This window comes from Streptomyces sp. NPDC094147, from assembly GCF_044764265.1.
GTDB lineage: Bacteria > Actinomycetota > Actinomycetes > Streptomycetales > Streptomycetaceae > Streptomyces.
Window position 1 is genome coordinate 99,796 of record NZ_JBIWHT010000009.1, and the last position, 20,356, is coordinate 120,151.

The 20,356-nt window shown below is 71.7% G+C and carries 16 protein-coding genes; 13 read left to right on the forward strand and 3 right to left on the reverse strand.

Annotation, left to right across the window (positions count from 1 at the left end):
- Positions 1-83 precede the first annotated feature (83 nt).
- The gene (locus tag ACIQ8J_RS16445) at positions 84-1,901 is read right to left on the reverse strand and encodes a dolichyl-phosphate-mannose--protein mannosyltransferase (RefSeq protein WP_403271427.1); all 1,818 of its coding nucleotides are present in this window, start codon (positions 1,899-1,901) and stop codon (positions 84-86) included.
- Positions 1,902-2,173: 272 nt separating this feature from the next.
- Between ACIQ8J_RS16445 and rsmI the strand changes: the two genes are divergently transcribed.
- The 10 genes from rsmI (at position 2,174) to ACIQ8J_RS16495 (ending at position 14,555) form a co-directional block, all read left to right on the forward strand.
- Positions 2,174-3,061 carry a 16S rRNA (cytidine(1402)-2'-O)-methyltransferase gene (rsmI, locus tag ACIQ8J_RS16450; protein WP_403271429.1) on the forward strand — a complete coding sequence of 296 codons (888 nt, stop codon included), beginning with the start codon at positions 2,174-2,176 and terminating at the stop codon, positions 3,059-3,061.
- A 192-nt stretch (positions 3,062-3,253) separates the two neighbouring features.
- A complete protein-coding gene (locus tag ACIQ8J_RS16455) occupies positions 3,254-3,619 on the forward strand; it encodes a hypothetical protein (protein WP_403271431.1) in 366 nt (121 codons plus the stop codon).
- Positions 3,620-3,651: 32 nt separating this feature from the next.
- Positions 3,652-4,527 (forward strand): TatD family hydrolase, encoded by an 876-nt coding sequence (locus ACIQ8J_RS16460; RefSeq protein WP_403271433.1) that lies wholly within the window; start codon positions 3,652-3,654, stop codon positions 4,525-4,527.
- Positions 4,528-4,663: 136 nt separating this feature from the next.
- Complete coding sequence (locus tag ACIQ8J_RS16465; protein WP_403271435.1) at positions 4,664-6,010, forward strand: ubiquitin-like domain-containing protein; 1,347 nt, start codon at positions 4,664-4,666, stop codon at positions 6,008-6,010.
- Entirely contained in the window at positions 6,007-6,867 is an 861-nt protein-coding gene (gene rsmA / locus ACIQ8J_RS16470; protein ID WP_403271437.1) for a 16S rRNA (adenine(1518)-N(6)/adenine(1519)-N(6))-dimethyltransferase RsmA, read from the forward strand. The genes ACIQ8J_RS16465 and rsmA overlap by 4 nt, the downstream gene beginning before the upstream one ends.
- Complete coding sequence (locus ACIQ8J_RS16475) at positions 6,864-7,754, forward strand: 4-(cytidine 5'-diphospho)-2-C-methyl-D-erythritol kinase (protein ID WP_403271439.1); 891 nt, start codon at positions 6,864-6,866, stop codon at positions 7,752-7,754. The genes rsmA and ACIQ8J_RS16475 overlap by 4 nt, the downstream gene beginning before the upstream one ends.
- 103 nt (positions 7,755-7,857) lie before the next feature.
- A complete protein-coding gene (locus tag ACIQ8J_RS16480) occupies positions 7,858-9,663 on the forward strand; it encodes an ABC-F family ATP-binding cassette domain-containing protein (protein ID WP_403271440.1) in 1,806 nt (601 codons plus the stop codon).
- Between the two features lie 306 nt (positions 9,664-9,969).
- On the forward strand, positions 9,970-11,664 hold the full coding sequence (locus ACIQ8J_RS16485; protein WP_403271442.1) for a PQQ-binding-like beta-propeller repeat protein: 1,695 nt from the start codon (positions 9,970-9,972) through the stop codon (positions 11,662-11,664).
- A 46-nt stretch (positions 11,665-11,710) separates the two neighbouring features.
- Positions 11,711-13,570 carry a PQQ-binding-like beta-propeller repeat protein gene (locus ACIQ8J_RS16490; RefSeq protein ID WP_403271443.1) on the forward strand — a complete coding sequence of 620 codons (1,860 nt, stop codon included), beginning with the start codon at positions 11,711-11,713 and terminating at the stop codon, positions 13,568-13,570.
- A 271-nt stretch (positions 13,571-13,841) separates the two neighbouring features.
- Positions 13,842-14,555: a LuxR C-terminal-related transcriptional regulator gene (locus ACIQ8J_RS16495; protein ID WP_403271658.1), complete on the forward strand. Its 714-nt coding sequence runs from the start codon at positions 13,842-13,844 to the stop codon at positions 14,553-14,555.
- Positions 14,556-14,565: 10 nt separating this feature from the next.
- On the opposite strand, the gene ACIQ8J_RS16500 is transcribed toward ACIQ8J_RS16495, so the two are convergent.
- Together ACIQ8J_RS16500 and ACIQ8J_RS16505 are read right to left on the reverse strand one after the other, a co-directional pair.
- Positions 14,566-14,838 carry a hypothetical protein gene (locus ACIQ8J_RS16500; protein ID WP_403271445.1) on the reverse strand — a complete coding sequence of 91 codons (273 nt, stop codon included), beginning with the start codon at positions 14,836-14,838 and terminating at the stop codon, positions 14,566-14,568.
- A 14-nt stretch (positions 14,839-14,852) separates the two neighbouring features.
- The gene (locus ACIQ8J_RS16505) at positions 14,853-16,523 is read right to left on the reverse strand and encodes a sodium:solute symporter family protein (RefSeq protein ID WP_403271447.1); all 1,671 of its coding nucleotides are present in this window, start codon (positions 16,521-16,523) and stop codon (positions 14,853-14,855) included.
- Positions 16,524-16,739: 216 nt separating this feature from the next.
- On the opposite strand from ACIQ8J_RS16505, the gene galT reads away from it, so the two are divergent.
- The 3 genes from galT to galK are packed head-to-tail and all read left to right on the forward strand — an operon-like array spanning position 16,740 to position 19,898.
- Positions 16,740-17,795 carry a galactose-1-phosphate uridylyltransferase gene (gene galT, locus ACIQ8J_RS16510; protein ID WP_403271449.1) on the forward strand — a complete coding sequence of 352 codons (1,056 nt, stop codon included), beginning with the start codon at positions 16,740-16,742 and terminating at the stop codon, positions 17,793-17,795.
- Positions 17,792-18,760, forward strand: coding sequence for a UDP-glucose 4-epimerase GalE (galE, locus tag ACIQ8J_RS16515; protein WP_403271451.1), 969 nt, complete (start codon positions 17,792-17,794; stop codon positions 18,758-18,760). Before galT ends, galE begins: the two co-directional genes overlap by 4 nt.
- Positions 18,747-19,898, forward strand: a complete 1,152-nt coding sequence (gene galK, locus ACIQ8J_RS16520; protein ID WP_403271453.1) for a galactokinase — start codon at positions 18,747-18,749, stop codon at positions 19,896-19,898. Before galE ends, galK begins: the two co-directional genes overlap by 14 nt.
- Positions 19,899-20,356: the final 458 nt, after the last annotated feature.

Here is a 20,356-nt window from a genome sequence, read left to right on the forward strand (position 1 = left end):
GGCTTGCTTGGGGGCGACTCTACGGGACAGCAGTGACAGCGGGGCTCGCTGTTGTCCGAACGGTTACCGGAACGCGACCGGCCTCACACCCAGCTGTCCAGCCACATCCGGCTGCGCCAGGAGTCCAGCGGGATGGGCGTGCCGGTGTAGATCGGCCAGAAGTACACGAAGTTCCAGACGATCAGCAGCACGAGCACGCCCGCGCCGATCGCCCCCACCGCGCGCCGCCTTTCCCCGGGGGCAGGCCCCGGCTCCACCGGAGCGGCTGCGCCGCGCGTCACCTGCGGCGGCCCGATGATCGCGCCGATCATCATCGCCACCGCCAGACACAGGAACGGCACGAACACCACCGCGTAGAAGAAGAAGATCGTCCGCTCCTGGTACAGGAACCAGGGCAGGTACCCGGCCGCGATGCCGCAGGCGATGGCGCCGGCCCGCCAGTCGCGGCGGAAGATCCAGCGCCACAGGACGTACACGATGGCGAAACAGGCGGCCCACCACAGCAGCGGGGTGCCGAGCGCGAGGACCTCGGCGGCGCACTTGCCGCCCGCGTCCGAGGGGCAGCCGCCGGTGCCGGGGCTCGGGCTCTCGTAGTAATACGAGACGGGTCGACCCAGGACGATCCAGCTCCACGGGTTCGACTGGTAGGTGTGGCCCTCGGTGAGGCCGACGTGGAAGCTGTAGACCTCGGTCTCGTAGTGCCAGAAGCTGCGCAGCGCCGCCGGCACCCAGCTCATGTCGAACTGGGGCAGGTGGTTGACGGTGCCGATGACCGGCAGCTTGATGTGGTCGGGGGAGAGCCCGGCCCGGCCGTCCGCCCAGTGCCGGCCGTACCCCTTGTCGGTGACGAACCAGCCCGTCCACGACACCATGTACGTGCCGATCGCCACCGGCACCGTCGAGAGGAACGCCCAGAAGGCGTCCCGGCGCAGGACCGCCCGGTAGGGGCTGACCGCGCCCGCCGTGCGCCGGGCGCCCGCGTCCCACAGCACGGCCATCACGCAGAAGAAGACCAGGATGTACAGGCCGTTCCACTTGGTGCCGCAGGCCAGGCCCAGCATCACCCCGGCGGCGATCCGCCACGGCCGCCAGCCGAACCTCAGCGTCGCGGCGATGTGCGCGTCGGGGCGCAGCTCGCCGTCCTCGCCCTCGGGCAGCGCCGCCGCGAGTCTCGCCCGCGTACGGTCGCGGTCGACCAGGAGACAGCCGAAGGCGGCGACCACGAAGAACATCAGGACGGTGTCGAGCAGCGCGGTGCGGCTCATCACGAAGTGCAGCCCGTCCACCGCGAGCAGCGCGCCCGCCAGGCAGCCCAGGAACGTCGAGCGGAACAGGCGCCGCCCGATCCGGCAGAGCAGCAGCACCGACAGGGTGCCGAGCACCGCGACCATGAACCGCCAGCCGAACGGCGTGAAGCCGAACATCTTCTCGCCGATGCCGATGAGGTACTTGCCGACCGGCGGATGCACCACATAGCCGGGCGCGGTCGGCACCGAGATCAGATCGGGGTTGGCGAGGATCGACTTGTCGATGTCCTTGGGCCAGTCGCCCTCGTAGCCGTGGTTGATGAGCGCCCAGGCGTCCTTGGCGTAGTACGTCTCGTCGAATATCACCGCGTGCGGGGCGCCCAGGTGCCAGAACCGCATGAGGCCGGCGACCAGCGTGACCAGGAGCGGCCCCGTCCACGCCGACCAGCGCACGATGCGCGCCGCCCACAGCGGGGAGACGCCGAGCACCGTCCAGAGCTGGCCGGAGGGCCGGGTGAAGGGCGGTACGAGGCGGTCGCGCAGCCCGGTTCTCGGCCGCGCGGCATGGCCGAATCGGCGCATGCGCAGCTGCCAGGAGGGCGGTTCTTCCCCGGCGTCATGGCCCGGCAGGGTCGGTGGCGCAGTACTGGTCACCGCGCCATCGTAGGGAACACGGCTGTGCTGGGGGGTGTGCGGTGGATCGTGGCCGGGGGCGCGGTGGCTGGCACGGCACCTCGCCGCGTTGCCGAAACGTCCCCATAGCTCCTCCCCCAAGGCCTTAAAGGCCAGGGGGGACCCCCATTGAAGACGCTCCGGCGCCTTGCGATGCACCGCACCAGCCACCGCGCCCTGTCCGACCCTGATCCACCGCACACCCCCTTGTCCCGTGCCCGGCCCGGCGGCTCCAGGGTCTCGGGGCTGCGAGGATGGTCGGTGTGACCGGAATTCTCGTACTCGCAGGCACCCCCATCGGCGACACCGCGGACGCCCCGCCCCGGCTCGCCGCCGAACTGGAGCGGGCCGACGTCGTGGCCGCCGAGGACACCCGGCGCCTTCGCCGGCTCACCCAGGCGCTCGGCGTGCACCCGCAGGGCCGGGTCCTGTCCTACTTCGAGGGCAACGAGTCGGCGCGCACGCCCGAACTGGTGGAGGCCCTGGAGGGCGGCGCCCGGGTGCTGCTGGTGACCGACGCGGGCATGCCGTCGGTCTCCGACCCCGGGTACCGCCTGGTCGCGGCGGCCGTGGAGAAGGACATCAAGGTCACTGCCGTGCCGGGGCCCTCGGCGGTGCTCACCGCGCTCGCCCTGTCCGGGCTGCCCGTGGACCGCTTCTGCTTCGAGGGCTTCCTGCCGCGCAAGGCGGGCGAACGGCTCGGGCGGCTGCGCGAGGTCGCGGACGAGCGGCGCACGCTGGTCTACTTCGAGGCCCCGCACCGGCTCGACGACACCCTCGCCGCGATGGCCGAGGTGTTCGGCCCGGACCGGCGCGCCGCGGTGTGCCGGGAGCTGACCAAGACGTACGAGGAGGTCAAGCGCGGTCCGCTCAAGGACCTCGCGGCGTGGGCGGCCGAGGGGGTGCGCGGCGAGATCACCGTGGTGGTCGAGGGCGCGCCCGAGGCGGCACCGGCCGAGCTGGACGCCGCCGAGCTGGTCAGACGCGTACAGGTCCGAGAAGAGGCGGGGGAGCGGCGCAAGGAGGCCATCGCGGCCGTCGCCGTCGAGACGGGTCTGCCCAAGCGGGAGGTCTTCGACGCGGTGGTGGCGGCAAAGAACGCGGCACGCCAGGGCCCCGTGGACGGTAAAGGACTATCGTAAAAAGTAAAACGCAGGCCGCGCACCAGGGCGAATAAAAGGACGCAGCCCTAGGAAAGGCCAAGACCGCGCCAACTCTCGACAGCCCCTGATGCGTTTTGGCAGCGAAAGGCGTCTCCTGGATCAGGGACGCTTTCGCCCCCGCTCGCAAGAGCGCTCGCAAGAGCTTGTCCAGCGGACAAGAGGAGCCGGCACATGAGTGAGATCGCTGAGACCACGGCACACGAGGCGTATGCCTTCGCGTGTATGAGGTGTGGATACGGCTGGGAGCAGGCGTACGAAATAGAGCACCACACAGACGCCAGTGGCCAGGCATTCGTCGTGTACAAGGCCGACGGCGAACGGGTGCCGTCCCCGCTGTCCGCCCCCACGTGCCTCAACTGCGGCGGTCACGTGGTGCGCATCATGCGAGCCGGGCGCGTATCCATCGCACAGCAGTGGTTCAAGGACCACGAAGCGAAGCCGGCCGAGTCCGAGCCGGAGGGCGCGGCGCCGAGCGACCCGAAGCCGGAGCACCACTGGCACCTCTCCGACCTCCTGCACCCCTTCCACCGCAAGTGACCGGGGGCGCGCGCCTTTCGTAGGATCGGCCCATGAGCGCCGCCACGAAGGACACCCCGCCGCCGCTGCCCGAACCGCTCGCGGTGGCGGTGGCCGATTCACACACCCACCTGGACATGCAGGACGGCACGGTCGAGGAGGCCCTGGAGAAGGCCGCCGCGGTCGGTGTCACCACCGTGGTCCAGGTGGGCTGTGACGTGAAGGGCTCCCAGTGGGCGGCGGACACCGCCGAGGCGTACGCGAACATCCACGCGGCCGTCGCCCTGCACCCCAACGAGGCCCCGCGGATCGTGCACGGGGACCCCGACGGCTGGTCGCGGCAGGGTGCCCGCGGGCCCGGCGGCGACACCGCGCTGGACGACGCGCTCGGCGAGATCGAGCGGCTCGCGGCGCTGGAGTGGGTGAAGGCCGTCGGCGAGACCGGCCTCGACAACTACCGCACCGGACCCGAGGGCCGGGCCGCCCAGGAGCGGTCCTTCCGGGCGCACATCGAGATCGCCAAGCGGCAGGGCAAGGCCCTCGTCATCCACGACCGCGAGGCGCACGCCGATGTGCTGCGCATTCTGCGCGAGGAAGGCGCCCCCGAACGGACCGTGTTCCACTGTTATTCCGGCGACGCGGAAATGGCCGAACTCTGCGCGAAATCCGGGTACTTCATGTCCTTCGCGGGAAACGTGACCTTCAAAAACGCCCAGTCGTTGCGCGACGCGCTCGCCGTCGCCCCGCCGGAACTCGTACTCGTGGAGACGGATGCGCCGTTCCTCACACCGGCGCCCTACCGCGGACGGCCCAATGCGCCGTATCTCATTCCGGTCACGGTACGCGCCATGGCGGCTGTGAAGGGCATCGGTGAAGAGGTGCTGGCCGCGGCGATCGCGGACAACACCGCGCGCGCGTTTGATTACTGACCGATAACAGAATCAGGCCACCGCGGGGCGGCGCACAGGGTAGCGGTGCGACGCTGCGTAGTCGAATCGCTTTGGAGAGTGACCACGGCTCCGCTATTGTCCCGGCCCGCATCATCGGACCGGACCCGGGAGCGTCGTGAGCAATTCGCAGGGCAGTCACCGTGCCGCACGCGGCAGCCACCGCGGCGCGAGCGCCACGGCAACACCCCCCTTCGGAAGCGCCGCCGTGCCGCCCGGGTACGCCGACAGCGGGACCCGCGGCGACCGGACGCAGATCGCCCAGATCCCGTTCCCCGGGCCGCGTGAACCGGCGCCCGACCGCCGGCGAGCGGAGAGCGGCGGGCGGGGCGGATCGCGGCGGGCGGCGCGCCGCCGCAAGACGTCGGGCGGGCCCGACGCGCTGCGCCGCCTGATCCCGCAGGCCCTCGTCGTCGCGTTCCTGGCGGGCGGCACCTCCGCCTTCCTCGCCAGCGACAAGGCGGTCAGGCTGACCGTCGACGGCGTACCGCGCTCCCTGCACACCTTCGCAGGCAGCGTCGAGGAACTCCTCGCCGACGAGCACGTCCCCATCGGCGCGCACGACATCGTGGCGCCGGGCGGCGGCGCCGCGCTCGCCGCGGGCGACGAGGTCGTGGTGCGCTACGGCCGCCCCGTCCGGCTCACCCTCGACGGGCAGCGCCGCGAGGTGTGGACCACCGCCCGCACCGTCGACGGCGCGCTGCGCCAGCTCGGCGTGCGCGCCGAGGGCGCCTACCTGTCGGCGTCCCGCTCCTCGGAGATCGGCCGCGCGGGCCTCGCCCTGGACGTACGCACCGAACGCTCGGTGACCTTCCTCGCCGACGGCCGCCAGCGCACCATCCGCACCAACGCGGCCACCGTCGCCCAGGCCCTCCAGGAGGCCGGGGTCACCCTTCAGGGCCAGGACACCACCTCCGTGGCGCCCACCTCCTTCCCGCGCGACGGGCAGACCGTCACCGTCATGCGGATCAGCGGTACCAAGGAGGTGCGCGAGGAGCCGATCCCCTTCGATGTCGACAAGACCAAGGACGCCACCCTGTTCGCGGGCACCCAGGTCGTGGTCCGCCAAGGAGAGCGGGGCGCCCGCAAGGTCACCTACGCGCTGCGGACCGTCAACGGGGTCAGGCAGAAGCCGAAGAAGATCGCCGAGGAGATCCTCCGCGAACCGGTCACCCAGCAGGTCAAGGTCGGCACCAAGGCGCTGCCCTCCTCGGTCGGCGGCGCCGAGCACCTCAACTGGAGCGGCCTCGCGCACTGCGAGTCCGGCGGCCGCCCCGGCGCCCTGGATCCCTCGGGCACCTACGGCGGGCTCTACCAGTTCGACCCGGGCACCTGGCACGCGCTCGGCGGCAGCGGGCGGGCCGAACAGGCACCGGCCGGCGAGCAGACGTACCGGGCGAAGAAGCTCTTCGTGAAGCGGGGGTCGAGCCCGTGGCCGCACTGCGGCCGTAGGCTGTATCGGTGAGCACCACTGAGCCCGACGCACTCCTCGGCCCCGCCGACATCCGTGAACTGGCCGCAGCGCTGGGCGTACGCCCCACCAAGCAGCGCGGCCAGAACTTCGTCATCGACGCCAACACCGTCCGCCGGATCGTGCGGACGGCCGAGGTCCGCCCCGACGACGTGGTGGTGGAGGTGGGGCCCGGCCTCGGCTCGCTGACCCTGGCCCTCCTGGAGGCGGCGGACCGGGTGGTCGCGGTCGAGATCGACGACGTGCTGGCGGCCGCGCTGCCCGCGACCGTCGCCGCCCGGATGCCCGCGCGGGCCGGCCGCTTCTCCCTCGTGCACTGCGATGCGATGGCCGTCCAGGAACTGCCGGGCCCCGCGCCCACCGCCCTGGTCGCCAACCTCCCGTACAACGTGGCGGTCCCCGTCCTGCTGCACATGCTGGACCGCTTCCCGACGATCGAGCGCACCCTCGTCATGGTCCAGGCCGAGGTCGCCGACCGGCTCGCCGCGAAGCCCGGCAACAAGGTGTACGGAGTGCCGTCGGTCAAGGCCAACTGGTACGCGGACGTCAAGCGGGCCGGGTCCATCGGGCGCAACGTGTTCTGGCCCGCGCCGAACGTCGACTCCGGGCTCGTCTCGCTGGTCCGGCGCGCGAAGCCGGTCGAGACGACCGCCTCCAAGGCGGAGGTGTTCGCGGTCGTCGACGCGGCGTTCGCGCAGCGCCGCAAGACCCTGCGGGCGGCGCTCGCGGGCTGGGCGGGTTCGGCGCCCGCCGCCGAGGCCGCCCTGGTCGCCGCGGGCGTCTCGCCGCAGGCGCGGGGCGAGGCCTTGACGGTGGAGGAGTTCGCGCGCATCGCGGAGGCCAAGCAGTGAGCGTCACGGTGCGCGTCCCCGCCAAGGTCAACGTCCAGCTCGCGGTGGGCCCCGCCCGCCCCGACGGCTTCCACGACCTCGCCAACGTCTTCCTCGCCGTGTCGCTGTACGACGAGGTCACCGTCACGGCCGCCGACGAACTGCGCATCACCTGCGCCGGGCCCGACGCCGCCCAGGTGCCCCTGGACCGTACGAACCTGGCGGCCCGCGCGGCCGAACTCCTCGCCGCCCGGCACGGCATCGACCCCCGCGTGCACATCCACATCGCCAAGGACATCCCCGTCGCGGGCGGCATGGCGGGCGGCAGCGCGGACGGAGCGGGCGCGCTGCTCGCCTGCGACGCGCTGTGGGGCACCGGCGCCTCGCAGGCCGAACTCCTCGACATCTGCGCCGAGTTGGGCAGCGACGTGCCGTTCAGCCTGGTCGGCGGCGCCGCGCTCGGCACCGGGCGCGGCGAGCGGCTGACGCCGCTGGACGTCGGCGGCGCCTTCCACTGGGTGTTCGCCGTCGCCGACGGCGGGCTCTCCACCCCCGCCGTCTACCGGGAGTTCGACCGGCTGAGCCCGGACGCCGCCGCCCCGGCCGCCTCGCCCGCCCTGCTCGACGCACTGCGCACGGGCGACGCGAAGGCGCTCGCGGCCGCGCTCACCAACGACCTCCAGCCCGCCGCCCTGTCCCTGCGCCCGGCGCTGGCCGACACCCTGGCCGCCGGGGTGGCCGCGGGCGCCCTCGCGGGCATCGTCTCCGGCTCGGGCCCGACCACGGCGTTCCTGACGCAGGACGCCGCCCGTGCCCACGAGGTCGCCGCCGCCCTGACCGCCTCCGGCACCTGCCGCAGCGCGCGCGTGGCCTCCGCCCCGGCCGGGGGCGCGACCGTACTCGGCTGAAACGACAGCACCCTCACGAAGAGTGACGGCAGCCGTCCGTACGGCCCCCCGGCCCGCAGGGCCTAGGCTGGGAGGTCGATCCAACCCCCTGCTCAGGAGTGAAATGGCCGTCAATCTGGTCAATGTCGAGGCAGTCAGCAAGGTGTACGGCACCCGTGCCCTGCTCGACGGGGTCTCCCTCGGCGTCTCCGAGGGGGACCGGATCGGCGTCGTCGGGCGCAACGGAGACGGCAAGACGACCCTGATCCGGATGCTCGCCCAGCTGGAGGAGCCGGACACCGGCCGGGTCACGCACGTCGGCGGGCTGCGCCTGGGCGTGCTCACCCAGCACGACTCGCTCGACCCCCAGGCCACCATCCGGCACGAGGTGATCGGCGACCTCGCCGACCACGAGTGGGCCGGCAACGCCAAGATCCGGGACGTACTCACCGGTCTGTTCGGCGGTCTGGACCTGCCCGGCTTCGCGCAGGGACTCGACACCGTCATCGCGCCCCTGTCCGGCGGCGAGCGGCGCCGCATCGCGCTCGCCAAGCTGCTCATCGCCGACCCCGACCTCATCGTCCTGGACGAGCCGACCAACCACCTCGACGTGGAAGGCATCTCCTGGCTGGCCCGCCACCTCCAGGCCCGCCGCTCCGCGCTGGTCTGCGTCACCCACGACCGCTGGTTCCTGGACCAGGTCTGCACCCGCATGTGGGACGTGCAGCGCGGCTCGGTCTTCGAGTACGAGGGCGGCTACTCCGACTACGTCTTCGCCCGCGCCGAGCGGGAGCGCATCGCCGCGACCGAGGAGGCCAAGCGGCAGAACCTGATGCGCAAGGAGCTCGCCTGGCTGCGCCGCGGCGCCCCGGCCCGCACCTCCAAGCCGCGCTACCGCATCGAGGCCGCCAACGAGCTCATCGCCGACGTGCCGCCGCCGCGCGACACCTCCGAGCTGATGAAGTTCGCCAACGCCCGGCTCGGCAAGACCGTCTTCGACCTGGAGGACGTGACCGTCCAGGCGGGCGAGAAGCTGCTGCTCAAGCATCTGACCTGGCAGCTCGGCCCCGGCGACCGCATCGGCCTGGTCGGCGTGAACGGCGCGGGCAAGACCTCGCTGCTCCGCGCGCTCACCGAGGCCTGGCGCACCGCGGGCGAGGCCCAGCCCGCCGCGGGCCGAGTCGCGGTCGGCAAGACCGTGAAGCTGGCCTACCTCTCCCAGGAGGTCGCCGAGCTCAACCCGGCCCTGCGCGTCCTGGAAGCCGTCCAGCAGGTACGCGACCGCGTGGACCTCGGCAAGGGCCGCGAGATGACGGCCGGTCAGCTCTGCGAGCAGTTCGGCTTCTCCAAGGAGAAGCAGTGGACGCCCGTCGGCGACCTCTCCGGCGGTGAGCGGCGCAGGCTCCAACTGCTGCGCCTGCTCATGGACGAGCCCAACGTGCTCTTCCTGGACGAGCCCACCAACGACCTCGACATCGAGACCCTCACCCAGCTGGAGGACCTCCTCGACGGCTGGCCCGGCTCCATGGTCGTCATCTCCCACGACCGGTTCTTCATCGAGCGCACCACCGACCACGTGTGGGCGCTGCTCGGCGACGCCACGCTGCGGATGCTGCCGCGCGGGATCGACGAGTACCTGGAGCGGCGCCAGAAGATGATCGAGTCGGCGCCCGCCGCCACCGCCGCGCCCGCCGCCAAGCCCGCGAGCGCCGTCTCCGCGCAGGACGCCCGCGCCGCCAAGAAGGAACTCCAGAAGGTGGAGCGGCAGCTGAACAAGATCTCCGACCGCGAGACCAGTCTGCACGCGCAAATCGCTGATAACGCCACGGACTTCGGGAAGGTGGCGAAACTGGATGCCGAGCTGCGCGAACTGCTCGCCGAGCGCGACGAGTTGGAGATGCGCTGGCTCGAACTGGCCGAAGAGGCCTGAGGCATATGCGTACGAACGTCTTGCGACGCTTGCGTAGAGACGGCGTACAGAGTCAGTAACGGCGGCATCACGGGCCGGTTCTCCCTTGGGAACAGGGGTGGACCGGCCCGTGGTGCGCGGTGCTCCGAGTGATAGAAAGTAGCTCCGTTCGACTGACGTAAAGACGCAAAGACGCAAATTCGGGGGTATCTCGCTGTGACTCAGCCGCCCAGTTCGCAGCCTCCGCAGGGGGGCTTCGGAGCACCGCAGGACCAGCCTCAGGGACCGCCTGCCCCGCCGCAGGGGCCGCCGCCCCAGCCGCCGCAGATGCCGGCCGCGCCGCCGGTCCCGCCCGGCCGGCCGCCGCAGATGCCGCCGACTCCGCCGGCCGGCGCTCCCGGCTACGGCTACCCGCAGCCGCCCCAGCCCGGCTACGGCTACCCGCAGGCCCCAGGCCAGCCGCCCACGCAGGGCAATCCGTATGCGCAGACCCAGCAGGGCGGTTACGGATATCCGGGCCAGCCCCAGTACCCCGGCGCCCCGGTGCCGCCGCCCGGCGGCGGCGGCAAGAACCCGTTCAAGGGCAAGCCCGCGGCCATCGTGGCCGCGGCGGTCGCGGGCCTCCTGGTCATCGGCGGCGGCGTGTACTTCGCGACGAGCGGCGGCGGCGACAGCAAGAAGCCCGTCGCCGGCAAGAGCAACAGCGCGGCCCCCAGCGGATCCGCCTCGGTCGACCAGGGCAACGGCAGGGGCAACGGAGGCAGCGACAGCAACGACATCAACGCCGGGATCAAGGACGGCGAGGCGCGCGCCTGGCTGCACGAGAACGACACCCCGCTGACCCAGGACGGCGCCGCGCAGTATGGCCCCTGGCTGCTCGGCGACACCGTCGTCAAGGCGATGTACAAGGAAGTCGTCGGCTACTCGGTGGCCGACGGCAAGGAGAAGTGGAAGGTGTCCCTGGACACCCCCATCTGCGGCGCCCCGCACAACCCGACCACGGACGGAAAGATCGTCCTCGGCGTCCAGGAGAACAACACCAAGAACGCCAAGTGCAACACCATGCAGATGGTCGACCTCACCGCGGGCAAGGCGGGCTGGAAGGCGCCGGTGCCCTCCGAGGGCGCCTTCGACATCATGGTCAGCTTCGACATGGCGATCAGCGGCAACACCGTGGCGCTGGCCCGGATGGGCGGCGCGAGCGGCTTCTCCATCACCGACGGCAAGAAGCTCTTCGGCACCCCGAAGACCGGCAACTGCCGCTCCGACGCCTTCGCGGGCGGCCCCAAGCTCATCACCGTCGGCACCTGCACCGACCCCAACAACACCAGCATGGACGCGCCACAGTCGGAGCTGCTCCAGGAACTCGACCCGGCCACCGGCAACTCCAAGTGGAACTACCAGTACGACAAGGGCTGGTCGATCCGCCGCATCTACTCGATGGACCCGCTGGTCGTGTACGCGACCAACAAGGACAAGAAGACGTGGAACATCTCCACCTTCACCGCTGACGGCAAGGTCCGCTCGCAGGTGGACTCCACGTCCCAACTCACCGCGAACTGCAGCGGCTTCGGCATCATCGACCGCCAGCTCCAGGACTGCTGGGGCATCGCCGCCGACGCCAACACCCTCTACATCTCCACCGAGGGCAAGCAGAGCGGCGACCTCGGGGTCGGCCAGAGCAACGACGTGGTCGCCATCGACCTGGGCACCGGCAAGGAGAAGTGGCACGCGGCCGCGCCCAAGGGCCGGATGATGGCGCCGCTGACCGTCGAGGGCGGCAAGGTCGTGCTCTACGTGCAGCCCGGCGTCGAGGAGGCGGCCGCGATCGCGAGCCTGCCCACCACCGGCGGCACCCCGCAGATCACCATGCAGAGCCCGGCGGCGGCCGCCAGCACCGAACGCAACTTCTTCAGCCCCCGCCTGGCGTGGGCGAGCGGGCGCGTCTTCGTCCTCAACGACAGGGTGAAGAGCCCCAAGGGCGACCAGAAGGACAACGCGCTCCTGTCCTTCGGCAAGTGACGCCCCAACTCCCCGCCCCCGCCTTCCAGTCAGAGGTCCCTACGCCATGAGCCAGCCACCCCAGCCGCCGAACGACGCACCCAAGGGCTTCGGCGCCCCGCAGGAGCCCCCCGCGTCCGGCTTCGGCGCACCCCAGGAGCCCCCGGCCGGCGGCTTCGGAGCGCCCACCCCGCCGCCGCCCAACTCCCCGCCGCCCACCCCGCCCCAGCCCAGCGCCCCGCCGAGCACCCCGGCCCCCGCGGCCCCGCCCGCCTACGGCTACCCGCAGGCGCCCGGCACCCCGCCGCCGGCCGGCGCTCCCGGCTACGGTTACCCGCAGACCCCGCCGCAGCAGCCCGGCTACGGCTACCCCGGCCAGCCCGGCGGCCAGCCCGGGTACGGCTACCCGACCCAGCCGCCCACCCAGCCGATGGCGCCGCAGTACGGGGCGCCGGGCGCGCCCGGACCCGGCGGCAAGAAGCCGAACACCCAGCTGACGATCATCATCGCGGCGGCCGTCGCGGTGGCCCTGATCGTCGGCGGCGGCATCTGGTACGCCACCGGCAAGGACGACGGCAAGAAGAACGACGCCACCTCCGGCACCGGCGGCGACAAGGGCGCCGCGGGCGGCAGCGCGACCGGTGGCGGCGGCAAGGAGAAGGCCCCCGCCAACACCTCCGCCAAGGTGCTGTTCCAGACGCCCCAGCCCCAGGTCACCGACCTCGCCTCGGTGCACGGTTCCTGGCTCACCGACAAGGTGTACGTCAAGTCCGGCGTCAAGGAGATCGTCGGCTACGACCCCGCCAAGGGCACCCAGCTCTGGAAGCTCCCGCTGACCGGCAACGTCTGCCAGGCGACCACGCACGTCTCGGCCGACGGCAAGACCGCGTTCGCCTTCGAGACCATGGAGAACGGCAGCAAGTACGCCTCGTGCACCGAGGTCGCCGGACTCGACCTCAACACCGGCAAGCTGCTGTGGCAGAACGACATCAAGGGCGCCAGCGGCGACCGCAAGTCCCGGTTCGACGAGGTCACCCTCGGCGCGGGCACCGTCGCCGCGGGCGGTCTCGACGGCGGCGCGGCCTGGGACCTGAACACCGGCAAGGAGCTGTGGAAGCCCACCACCACCACCGACCAGTGCAAGGACGTCGGCTACGGCGGCGGTGACGCGCTCGTGGCCGTCCGCAAGTGCGGCGACTACGACCACCCCACCATCAACGTGCAGCCGCTCGACCCCAAGACCGGCCAGCCCGCCTCCACGTACAAGATGCTGCCCGGCATCCAGTACGCCCACATCGTCTCCACGAAGCCGCTGGTGCTCGCCGCCGACGTCGGCGACACCGCGGGCGACGGCAGCGGCATCTCGGACTTCTTCTCCGTCGACGACAAGACCGGCAAGCTGCTCGCCCGCATCCCGGTCCCCGGCGCCAAGTACGCGGCCAGCTGCGACAGCACCTCCGTCGAGAAGTGCAAGATGGTCACGGCCGGCAACGGCAAGCTGTACGTGCCCACCGAGCAGCACGCGAACGCCGCGAGCGGCGCCGACTCGCTCGGCCGGACCAACGAGATCGTCGCCTTCGACCTGGCCACCGGCCAGCCCGTGCCCGGCAAGGCGGACGCCGGCGACGGCTACACGCTGTACCCGCTGCGCATGGACGGCAACAACGTCATCGCGTACAAGGACGCCCCGTACAACAAGGGCACCCAGGTCGTCAGCATCGACGGCGGCAGCCTCCAGTCGACGCTGCTCCTGGAGAACCCGGCCGACCGGGCGGTCCGCGACGCGATCACCTCGTTCTCGGCGAAGTACTCCGACATCCTCTACGGCCAGGGCCGGCTGTACCTGGGCGCGCAGCTGCTGAGCAAGCCGTACTCGGCGAGCGACGCCGCGAGGAAGTTCCTGTTCATGGCGACCGGCACCGGCTGAGCCGCCCGGACAGCGGGGCCCCGGTGGCGCGTTCGTACGCGCCGCCGGGGCCTTCGTCGTTGGCCGCATACCTCCCCGCGTACTTCCTCAACCGGGCCTGAATAGCGGAGAATTCGGCATTCTGGGGGCTTCTCGCCGGTAAGGGGCGCGCGGCGTCGAACAAGCGTGTAGCTTGCCGGGGCAAGAGGGCCGGGGGCCGGGGGGTCCGCGTGGGGTGCCCTTGGCCCGGGAAGAGCTTGGGGAAGGGCCCAGGGGGATGGGGGGTAGCTCGATGGGCGTGCGGCTCATGGTGGTCGACGACCACCGGCTCCTCGCCGAGGCACTGGCCTCGGCGCTGAAACTGCGCGGGCACCGGGTGCTCGCGGCGACCGCTCCGGTGGCCGGGGCCGCCGAGCTCGTGGTGAGCCGGGCACCCGAGGTGTGCCTGCTCGGCACCGCCGCACCGGCCGAACCGGGGGTCTTCGACCCGATCGTACGGATCAAACGGGAGCGGCCGCAGGTCGCCGTGGTGGTGCTCGGGCCGGTGCCCAGCCCGCGCGGGATCGCCGCGGCGTTCGCGGCCGGGGCGTCCGGATACGTACGCCACGACGAGCGCATAGAAGGCGTGGAGCGGGCCATGGTCAAGGCCAGGGCGGGCGAGGCGGCGGTCGCCCCGCAGCTGCTCCAGGGCGCTTTCGCCGAACTCCTCAACCCGGCGGCCCAGCCCGACGACGAGGGCCAGCGGCTGCTGCAGATGCTGACCCCGCGCGAGGTGGAGGTCCTGGTCCGGGTCGCCGACGGCGAGGACACCCGGCTGATCGCGGCGGGCATGGGCATCGCCCCGTCCACCGCGCGCACCCACGTCCAGCGGGTCCTGATGAAGCTCGGCGTGGGATCGCGCCTGGAGGCGGCCGCGCTCGCCGCGCGGACCGGGCTGCTGGACCGGGCCGCCCAGCCCGTCGGCCTGCCGCCCCAGCGGGCCGCACCGCCGGCGGGCGAGGACTGAGCGCCGGTGGCTACTCGTCCGGGGTGGGCGGCGCGGTCGGCCGCAACTTCAGCCAGACCAGGAAGAACAGGCCGAGGGCCAGCATGCCCAGGCCCGTCCACAGGTTGATGTTGATGCCCTGGGCCTTTTTCAGGTCGGCGTCGGAGGCCATGATTCCGGCGCCGGTGACGATCACCCCGTACAGGGTGAACAGGCCGCCGATGATCCGGCGGATGTCGAAGAGCCGGGCCGCGGTGGCCGACTTCCGCTCCAACTCGGAGACTTCTCGCTGCAGTTCGGACATGTGAGGGCCTCCGGTCAGAGGGAGTAGGGAAGGTAGCAGAGCGCGGCCAGGACGATCGCGGCCCAGCCGAGCAGGGCGGGCCTGCGGTACCAGGCGCCGTCGCCCTCGGCGGGCGGCTCCTCGATGCCGGGCGACTTCGTCCCGTACACCAGGCCCGCGAGTTCGGCGGCCGGCTTGGGCGCGGTGAACAGCGTGACCGCGACCATCACCACGGCGCCGGCGACGAAGCCGACGATCGCGGAGACGAAGTTGGCGCCCTGGTCGGTGGGGATGGACACGACGCCCTGCTTGTAGATCCAGAAGTAGTTGACCATCGCGGCCGTGGTGCCCGCGAGCAGCCCCCAGACCCCGGACTTCACCGAGGCCCGCTTCCAGAACATGCCGATGACGAAGACCACGAACATCGGGACGTTGAAGAAGGAGAACAGGGTCTGGAGGTAGCCCATGATGTTGGAGAACGAGGAGGCGATGAACGCCGTGCCGATCGAGGCGAGCACGCCGATCGCGGTGATCAGCCGCCCGAACCGCAGGTAGTACCCGTCCGGCTGGTCCTTCTTCACGTACTTGGCCCAGATGTCGTACGTGAACACGGTGTTGAAGGACGACACGTTGGCCGCCATGCCCGCCATGAACGCGGCGAGCAGACCGGTCACCGCGATGCCGAGCACGCCGTTGGGCAGCAGCTCCTGCATGAGCATCGGGATCGCGTCGTTGTACGTCAGGTCCGAGCCCGGGGTGCCGATCTTCGGCACGAGCACGGCCGCGACCAGGCCCGGGATCATCACCAGGAAGACGATGAACATCTTCGGGAACGCGGCGATCAGCGGGGTGCGCCGGGCAGCGCTCAGGTTCTTCGCGGACAGCGCGCGCTGGACCTCGGCGAAGTTGGTCGTCCAGTAGCCGAAGGAGAGCACGAAGCCGAGGCCGAGGACGATGGTCAGCCAGTTGGCGCCCAGCGGGTTGGCCTCGCCGATGCCGGTGCCGCCCCACGCGGACAGGAAGTTGTCGCCGTGGCTCGCGCGCAGCGAGCCGGTCAGCCCGTCCCAGCCGCCGACCCGCTTCAGGCCGAGCAGGGTCAGCGGGATGAGGGCGGCCAGGATCACGAAGAACTGGAGCACCTCGTTGTAGATCGCCGAGGAGAGCCCGCCGATGGTGATGTAGGCGAGCACGAAGAGCCCGGCGACGACGATCGCCACCCACTGCGGCCAGCCGAGCAGCGCCTCCACGACGATGGAGAGCGCGTACAGGTTGACGCCCGCGATCAGCACGGCGGCGAGGGCGAACAGCACCGAGGCGAGCAGGTGCGCCGACCTGTCGAAGCGCTGGAGCAGGAACTCCGGTACGGAGCGGACCTTCGAGCCGTAGTAGAAGGGCATCATCACCAGGCCCAGGAAGACCATGGCCGGGATCGCGCCGATCCAGTACCAGTGGACGACCGCGACGCCGTACTGGGCGCCGGTGGCGGACATGCCGAGGATCTCGGTGGCGCCGAGGTTGGCGGCGACGAAGGCGAGCCCGGTGACCCAGGCGGGCAGCGAGCGGCCCGACAGGAAGAAGTCGAGGCTGGTCCTCACGCTGGCGCGGGCGGCGAAGCCGATGCCCAGGACGACGATGAAGTAGATCGCCAGAATCGTGTAGTCGAGCCCGTTGGTGGGGAGCCGGAGCCCCGCGGCCAGGTATTGCATGCGTACTCGCTTCGTCGCGCTTACTGATCCGGACCGGAACCTACGCCTCGATGTTCAGAAACTGAACAGTTTTGATGAGATTGTTTGTTTGATTGTGATCGAGCGCGGGCTTCCACCGGGCCGGGCCGTCCGTAGTAACCGCTTGCAGGCCCATTGACGGCGCCTGTTGGCTTGTGGTTTGTTGTGTTTGGTTCTGTTGGATGGTGGAGGTTGCAGGTGAAGAAGACGTCGACCCGGCTCGCCGACGGTCGTGAGCTGCTCTACTACGACGCCCGCGACGACCGCGTACGGGACGAGGTGGACCCGCGCCCGCTCGACCTCGTGTCGACCGCCTCCGAGATCCGCCGCGACCCGCTGCTCGGCGACGCGGTCGCCATCGCCTCCCACCGCCAGGGCCGCACCTACCATCCGCCCGCCGACGAGTGCCCGCTGTGCCCGTCGCGCGAGGGGCGCCACAGCGAGATCCCGGCCGCCGACTACGACGTCGTCGTCTTCGAGAACCGCTTCCCCTCGCTCGCCGGGCAGTCCGGGCGCTGCGAGGTCGTCTGCTTCACCTCCGACCACGACGCGTCCTTCGCCGACCTCACCGAGGAGCAGGCCGCGCTCGTCCTGGAGGCCTGGACCGACCGCACCGCCGAACTCGCCGAACTCCCGCAGGTTCAGCAGGTGTTCTGCTTCGAGAACCGGGGCGCCGAGATCGGTGTCACCCTCGGCCACCCGCACGGCCAGATCTACGGCTACCCCTTCACCACCCCCCGCACTGCCCTCATGCTCCGCTCGCTGGCCGAACACCGCGAGCGCACCGGCGGCCGCAACCTCTTCGAGGACGTCGTCGCCGGGGAACTCGCGGACGGCGACCGAGTGGTCCTCGAAGGCGAGCACTGGGTGGCGTTCGTGCCGTACGCCGCGCACTGGCCCTACGAGGTCCACCTGCACCCCAAGCGGCGCGTCCCGGACCTGCGGGCCCTCGGTGACGAGGCCCGCGCCGAGTTCCCGCGGATCTACCTGGAACTCCTGAGGCGCTTCGACCGGATCTTCGGCCCCGGCGAGCCGCCCACCCCGTACATCGCCGCCTGGCACCAGGCGCCGTTCCGGGGCGAGGGGGCTGCCGACCGGGCGGACTTCGGGCTCCATCTTGAGCTTTTCACCATCCGACGCACTTCCGGCAAGCTGAAGTTCCTCGCGGGCTCCGAATCCGGTATGAGCGTGTTCATCAACGACGTGCCGCCGGAGGCCGCGGCCGAGCGACTGCGAGAGGTGGCCAGCGAGTGAGCAAGTACCTGGTGACGGGCGGTGCCGGATATGTCGGCAGCGTGGTGGCGGCCCATCTGGTGGAGGCCGGGCACGACGTGACCGTCCTGGACGACCTCTCCACCGGCTTCCGCGAGGCCGTCCCGGCCGGCGCCGCGTTCATCGAGGGCCGCATCCAGGACGCCGCGACGTGGCTGTCCGCCGACTACGACGCCGTGCTCCACTTCGCCGCGTTCTCGCAGGTCGGCGAGTCGGTGTCGAAGCCGGAGAAGTACTGGTCGAACAACGTCGGCGGCACGATGGCGCTGCTCGCGGCGATGCGCGAGGCGGGAGTGCGCACCCTGGTCTTCTCCTCCACGGCCGCCACCTACGGCGAACCGGTCGCGACCCCGATCACCGAGACCGACCCGACGGCCCCGACCAGCCCGTACGGCGCCTCGAAACTCGCCGTGGACCACATGATCGCGGGGGAGTGCGCGGCCCACGGCCTGGCGGCGGTGTCGCTGCGCTACTTCAACGTGGCGGGCGCGTACGGCAGTTGCGGCGAACGCCACGCCCCCGAATCGCACCTGATCCCCCTGGTCCTGCAAGTGGCGCTGGGCGAGCGGGAGTTCATCTCCGTCTACGGGGACGACTACCCCACCCCCGACGGCACCTGTGTACGGGACTACATCCACGTGGCCGACCTGGCAGAGGCCCATCTGCTCGCCCTGGCGGCCGCGGCGGCGGGCGAGCACCTGGTCTGCAACCTGGGCAACGGCAACGGCTTCTCGGTCCGCGAGGTCATCGAGACCGTACGCAAGGTGACCGGCCACCCCGTCCCCGAGGTGGTCACCGGCCGCCGTGCCGGTGACCCGGCGGTCCTGGTGGCCTCCGCGTCGCGCGCCCACGAACGCCTGGGCTGGCAGCCGTCCCGCGCGGACCTCGCGGGGATCGTGGCGGACGCGTGGGCGTTCGCGAGGGGAGCCGGGCATGCGGGTGCGTGAAGTGACGTCTGCCTTCCGGGAGTTGTACGGATCCGAGCCGGACGGGGTGTGGGCCGCGCCCGGCCGGGTCAACCTGATCGGCGAGTACACCGACTTCAACGAGGGCTTCGTCATGCCGCTCGCGCTGCCGCACACGGCGCTCGCGGCGGTGTCCCGGCGCACGGACGGGGTGCTGAGGCTCCACTCCGCGGACATCGGGGGACCCGTGGTGGAACTGCGGGTGGACGAGCTGGAGCCGCGGTCCGGGACGGGCTGGGCGGCGTACCCGGCGGGCGTGGTGTGGGCGCTGCGCGAATCCGGCCACGAGGTGACCGGCGCCGACATCCACCTGACGTCGACGGTGCCGACGGGCGCGGGCCTGTCGTCCTCGGCGGCCCTTGAAGTGGTGACGGCGCTGGCCCTGCGCGACCTGTACCGACTCCCGCTGTCGATGGCGGAGTTGGCGGGCCTGTCCCAGCAGGCCGAGAACTCCTTCGTGGGCGTCCCCTGCGGAATCATGGACCAGACGGCGTCGGCGTGCTGCACCGAGGGCCATGTGCTGCACCTGGACGCCCGCGACCTGACCCAGCGTCAGATTCCCTTCGACCTGCCCGCGCACGGGCTGCGGCTGCTGGTCGTCGACACCCGGGTGAAGCACGCGCTGGGAGACGGCGCGTATGCCGAGCGGCGCGCCGGCTGCGAGCGGGGCGCGCGGGAGCTGGGTGTACGCACCCTGCGCGACATCTCTGGTGCGCAACTCCCGGACGCGCTGCGCGAGCTGTCCTCCCCGACGGTGCGGGACTACGTCCGGCACGTGGTGAGCGACAACGAGCGGGTCGCGCGGGTCGCGGCGCTGCTGGCGGCGGGCGACGTCCGCGCGGTGGGCCCCGTCCTCACCGAGGGCCACGCCTCCCTGCGGGACGACCTGCGGGTGTCCTGCCCGGAACTCGACGCGGCGGTGGACACGGCGGTGTCGGCGGGGGCGCTCGGGGCGCGGATGACGGGCGGCGGGTTCGGAGGATCGGCGATCGTGCTGGTGGAGGCGGGGGTTGCGGGTGTGGTCGAGAAGGCGCTGAACGGGGTGTTCGACCGGGCGGGGTGGGCGCCGCCAAGGATCTTCGAAGCGAGCCCATCGCCCGGCGCGAGCCGCCTGTCCTGACGGGGTTCCCCACCCACCCGCCCACAACGCGGGGTCGAACCCCACGGCCCCTTCCGGGGGCTGCGCCCCCAGGCCCCCAACGCCTTCGTCCGCGGACCGTGCCGGTTGTGCGTTCCGCCCCGCGGAATGCCTGCCCACAACCGAAGGGGCGAAAAAATCAAGCCCCTCCGGCGCTTGAGGAGCGGGGTCCGGGGCGGAGCCCCGAGGGGGTGCAGGGGCGCAGCCCCGAGGGGGGCCGGGGGCGGAGCCCCCGAAGGGGGTGCAGGGGCGGAGCCCCGAGGGGGTCTGGGGGCGGAGCCCCCGAAGGGGGTGCAGGGGGCAAAGCCCCCGCCGGGGTCGAGGGGCGGAGCCCCTCAGGGGGTCTGGGGCGCAGCCCCAGGGCTCAGCCTTCTCAACTCCGGGTCACGGGCGGGCGGGTGGGCAAACCCCCGGGGGTCTGGGGCGGAGCCCCAGGAGGC